General features: G+C 70.9%; 1 protein-coding gene. It reads right to left on the bottom strand.

All coding sequences use genetic code 11. The features are described from left to right. Window positions 1-5,593: amino acid adenylation domain-containing protein (locus ABZ842_RS38470; RefSeq protein WP_361548443.1), on the bottom strand; the 5,593-nt coding region annotated here is incomplete at both ends.

Raw genomic sequence — 5,593 nt, 5'->3', positions numbered from 1 at the left:
CCACCCCCACCCTCCACAAACAACGTCCGCAAACTCTCATGCCGCACCACCACATCACGCAACGCCAACCCCAACACCCCCACATCCACCTCACCGGTGAGGCGGAAGACGAGCGGTAGGTGGTACGTGGCCGTGGGCAGCAGCTCGTCGAGGAACTTCAGGCGGCTCTGGGCGTACGACAGGGGTATGTGCTCCGGTCGTACCGGCGTCCGTCGCAGCGGCAGCCGGGCGGCACGTGCCCTGGCCGCCAGCCACTCGGCCAGTCGCGCCACCGTCGCCGAATCGAACACCGCGCGAGCTGACACTTCGGTGTCAAGCACCGCCCGTACGCGGTTCACCAGCCGACTCACCAGCAAGGAGTGTCCGCCCAGGTCAAAGAAGCTGTCGTCGATCCCGACCCGCTCCACACCGAGCACCTCGGCGAACAGCTCCGCGAGGGCCCGCTCCCGCTCACCGCGCGGCGCCCGGTACGGGGCCTGCCCCGTCAGCGCGTGCACTGCGCCCTCAGCGGCGGCGCTGACCGTGCGCAGCAACTCCGCCTGCTCGGCCGCATCGAGGACGTCCAGTTGGCCGACCGGCAGGTTGGGCTCTGCCGCGATGTGGGTGAGGACACGGGCCAGGGCGTCCGCGACGTCCTGGACCATCTCGCTGCTCAGGACGTTCCGTCGGTGTTGCAGCGTCAGCCTCAGGAGGGGGTCGACGGCGGCGTTGACAGTCAGCGCGTAGTGCGTGGTGGCCCGGGGAGTGATGCCGGAGACCGTGATTCCCGAGGTGGCGTGCGCCTCGCTGAGGCCGGAGGTGTCCACGGGGTAGGAGTCGAAGGCCACGAGGGTGTCGAACAGCACGCTCGTCCCGACCGCCCGGTGCGTGCCCGCCAGTCCGTAGTGGTGGTGGTCGAGCAGCGCGGCCTGGCGGCGCTGGAGGTGGATGAGGAGTTCGCCGACGGGTGTCGCCGAGGTGCACTGGACCCGGATGGGGAGGGTGTTGGCGAAGAGCCCGATCATTGTGTCCGCACCGTGAACCGCGGCCGGGCGGCCGGACACCGTCGCCCCGAAGACGATGTCCTCTCTTCCGGTGAGGCGAGCCAGCACCAGGGCCCAGGCTCCCTGTACGACGGTGTTGAGGGTGATGCCCAGCTCGGCCGCCCGCCGCGCCAGCGTACGGGCGGCGGCTGCGGACAGCGGCACGGCCACCTGGACGTAGCGGTCGCGTTCCGGTGTGGCCTCTGGTTGCCGCGCCGGGTCGTGAGCGGCGGGCGAGGCCAGCAGGGTGGGTCCCGTCAAGCCGTCCAGTTCATCCCTCCATGCCTGCGCCGTGGCCGGTGCGTCCTGCAAGCTGAGCCAGCGCAGGAAGTCCCGGTACTGGGGCGCTCTGGGAAGTGCGCTGGCCTCGCCTCCTGCTCCGTAGAGCCGCAGGAGGTCTTGCAGCAGGAGCGGGAAGCTCCAACCGTCGAAGAGCAGGTGGTGCGCGCTCAGCACGAGGTCGCTGTGGTCCGTGTCCCGGCTCACCAGGGCCAGGCGCAGCAGCGGCGGGGCCGTCTGCTCGAAGGGGTGGCTCAGGTCCTCGGCGAGGTACTGTTCGACGGTCGCGTTCCGGCCTGCTTCGTCCAGGTCGGTCGCGTCGACGTGCCGCCACGGCAGCCGTACGTCTCGGGGCACCAGTTGTACGGAGTCCCCGGTCCTGCTGGGTACGTACGCCGCCCGGAGGTTGGGATGGCGGGCGAGGAGGGCCCGGCCGGCGTCGTGCATGCGCTCCGGGTCGATCGGCCCGCGCAGATGGCAGACGAGTTGCATGTGGTAGTCGTCGAACGACGCGTCGTCGAGGAGGGCGTGGAACAGCAGGCCGCCCTGCAGGGGAGTGAGGGGCCATGCGTCGCTCAGGTCGCCGTAGCTGCGTTCCCACTCTGCGATGTCGTGTTGCTCCACCGTGACCAGTGGCAGGTCCGAGGGGGTGAGACCGCCGGCGTCTGGTTGGGTGACGTGGTGTGCGAGCCCTTCCAGGGCGCCTCGCCACAGCGTTGCCAGGTCCTGTGCGTGGTCGCGTGCCAGCGCGCCGGTGGGGAAGGAGAACACGGCTTCGAGCCGGGGTCCCTGAGCGGTGTCGACGGTTTGGGCGTCGATGTGCAGGACGGCCGGTGCGGGGAGGTCGGCGTCGTGCGCGGCGGGCTGCACGGTGTCGGTGGACTGGTGGAAGCCGAGGCCGCGCAGCTCGTCGGGCATGTCGGTCGAGGAGATGCGACCCAGGTAGTTCAGTTCGAGCTGTGGCAGGGGGTGGTGTCGTAGGTCGGCCGCGGTACGCGGGTTGAGATGGCGGAGCAGTCCGAAGCCGATGCCGTGGTCCGGGACGGCACGCAGAGACTCCTTGACCGTCTTGATCAGTGCTCCTGCGGCCGGTCCTCCGCGGAACACCTCGGCGAGGTCGCACCGGGACGTGTCGAGGCGCACCGGGAAGTGGCTGGTGAACCAGCCGACCGTACGGGACAGGTCCGCTCCGGGCACGGCGCCCTCTTCGCGTCCGTGCCCTTCCACGGCGATCAGTACGGACCGTTCGGTGCCGCCGTGTGCCGCGCGTCGGTGGGCGACGGCCGCGGCGAGGGCGGTGAGGAGGCCGTCGTGGACACCGCAGCGGAAGGCGGCCGGCAGCGCGGTGAGGAGGGCGGCGGTCACCTGTCCCGTCAGCTCCACCCGCACGGTGTCCACCGTGGGCATGCGGTCCACCGTCGGGTCGAGCCGGCGGATGCCGAGGACCGGGTCGGGGCCGTCCAGCACGGTGCGCCACAACGGCAGCTCGGCAACCCTGCTGTCCGTCTCGGCCTCGGTGCACAGGGCGTGCGTCCAGCGCCTCATGGAGGTCGTCACGGGCGGCAGGGCCGGCGGGCGGCCCACGCGGACGTGGCCCCATGCGGCGGCGAGGTCGGGGAGGAGTATGCGCCATGACACCCCGTCCACCACGAGGTGGTGCAGGACGAGCAGGAGCCGGCCCGGACTTGTGGCGGGGGCGAACCACACGGCTTGCACCATCGTGCCGGCTTCGGGGTCCAGTCGGCGCGTCGCGGCGTCGAGTTCGGCGGCGGCGCGTTGGTGCCAGCCGTCGTCCCAGCGGCCGTCGCACGGTACGCGGTGGAGGAGCGGTGCCACGTCCACCTCGCCCGGTGCCTGGACCCGCAGGCTCCCGTTGTCGGCCGGTTCCAGTCGGGAGCGGAGGGCGTCGTGGTGGTCCAGGACCGCGCTGAGGGTGGCGGTCAGCCCCGTCTCGTCGATGTCGTCCGGCAGTTCCACCAGGGCGGACATCGCGAACCGTGACCAGTCGCCGCCGAGTTCGCGCAGGTGTCGGTCGATCGCGGGCAGTGGCATCGGGCCGATGCCGGCGCCGTCGAGCTCGGCCAGTGGTGCGGGCGGCGCCTCCTGCTGGTGTACTGCGGCGATCTGAGCGACGCCGGCGACCGTACGGGCCTGGAAGATCTGGCGTGGGGTGACATCCACCCCGCGGGCGCGGGCCCGGGACACCACTTGGATCGAGCGGATGCTGTCGCCGCCGACCGCGAAGAAGTCGTCGTCGACACCGACCCGGTCCACCCCGAGCACCTCGGCGTACACCGAAGCCATGACTTCTTCCACGGGCGTCTGCGGAGCCCGGTACCCGCTGCCGGTGAACTCGGGCTGGGGCAGGGCCGCCCGGTCAGGTTTGCCGCTGGGGGTCAGCGGCAGCCGGTCCAGGACGACGAAGAGAGCGGGGACCATGTACTCCGGCAGCCGGTCGGCGGCGAACCTGCGGATCTCGCCGGCGGTCGAGCTGGCGGTGATGTCGATGTCGTCGGCGCCCCCGTTGGCGACGGGCACGAGGTATCCGACGAGTTGCCGGTCGCCCACTCGACCGTCCCGGACGGCCACCGCTGCCTGGGCGACGCCGGGGTGGGCGGTTAGGGCGGCCTCGACCTCGCCCGGTTCGATGCGTAGTCCCCTCACCTTCAGCTGGGCGTCGGCGCGACCGGCGTACTCCAATTGACCGTCCGGAGTCCAGCGCGCCAGGTCGCCGGTGCGGTACATCCGCCCGCCGGGCTCGGGGGCGTACGGGTCTGCTACGAAACGCTCGCCCGTGAGGCCGGGGCGTCCGTGGTAGCCGCGGCCCACGGCGCCGGCGACGTACAGTTCCGCGACCACGCCGGGCGCCACGGGGGTGAGGCCGGGCCCCAGTACGTAGGTCCGCATGTTTCCCAGGGGCCTGCCGATCGGCACGCGGTCCGTGTGCGCGTGCGCGTCCGGGACCTTCGACAAGGTCGCATAGAAGCTCTCGCTCTGCCCGTACGCGTTGACGACCCTGGTGCGGGGCAGGGCCGCTCTCACCCGTGCGACCAGGGCTGCGGGCAGCGCCTCACCGGCGAAGACCAGGGTGTCGACCTCGATGTTCGCGCCGACCTCGTCGAGGAGTTCGGCGAAGAGCGACGGTACGGCGCTGATGACGGCGCCGGACCAGCTGCCCCGTTCGGCCAGCTCCAGGACGTCGCGGACCACCTCGACCGAGCCGCCGTTGGTGAGTGCGGTGACGATCTCGAACACCGACACGTCGAAGGCGATCGACGTACCCCCGAGGACCCTGGAGCCGGCCGTGATGCCGACGGCGTCAGCGAGGCGGAGGACGCCGTTGACCACCCCGTGGTGGGTGATGGTGACGCCCTTCGGCACTCCGGTGGAGCCGGAGGTGTACATGACGTACACGGTGTTCTGCGGGTCGAGTGGGGCGCTTCGTTCGCTGTCCAGGACGTCCGTGCCGTCGCCCGTATCGAGATCCAGCCGGTCCAGGAGCACGCGCGGGGGCCCGTCGGCGCCGTCCGGCAGTACGTCCTGCGTCGTGGTGTGGGCGAGGATGCACCGCGGGCGGGAGTCGGTGATGACGTGGTGGACACGACCGTTCGGGAAACGGACGTCGACGGGGACGTATCCGGCGCCGGTCTTCACGATCCCCAGCATGCCGACGACGAGGTCGGCCGAGCGTGGCAGGGCGAGGGCGATCAGGTCCTCGGGGCCCACGCCGTGGCGGAGGAGTTCGCGGGCGAGTCGGTTGGCGCGGTGGTTGAGTTCGCGGTAGGTCAGGGTGCGGTCGTCGCTGACGACGGCGATCGAGTCCGGTGTGGCGGCGGCCTGCCGTTCGAAGAGCGCGGGGATCGTGAGGTGGGGGGTGGGTGCCTTCGTGTCGTTCACTTGGCGCACCACGAGGTCCCGCTCGGCAGGCGTCAGCGCGTCGACTCCCCCCACCCGCAGGGTCGGCTCGACGACGAGTTGCCGCACCATCTGGACGTAGCGGTCTGCCAGGGCCTGTGCGGTGCTGTGGTCGAACAGGTCGGTGGCGTACTCGACCTCGCCGGTGACCCCCTGCCCGGCGGTCTCGACCATGCTGACCAGCAGATCGAACTTGGCGGTTTCGTTGGGCACGGGCTCGAACCGAGCATGGAGGGCGGCCAGTTCGAGGTCTTCGGGGGTGAAGCTCTCCCAGGCGAACATCACCTGGAAGAGGGGGTGGTAGGCGGTGGAGCGTTCGGGGTTCAGTGTTTCGACGAGTCGCTCGAACGGGATGTCCTGATGATCGAAAGCGTTCA

Source organism: Streptomyces sp. NPDC047315, assembly GCF_040643215.1.
Classification (GTDB): domain Bacteria; phylum Actinomycetota; class Actinomycetes; order Streptomycetales; family Streptomycetaceae; genus Streptomyces.
The sequence above is the reverse complement of the archived record's forward strand: the minus strand, read 5'-3'. Positions and strand labels throughout refer to the sequence as shown.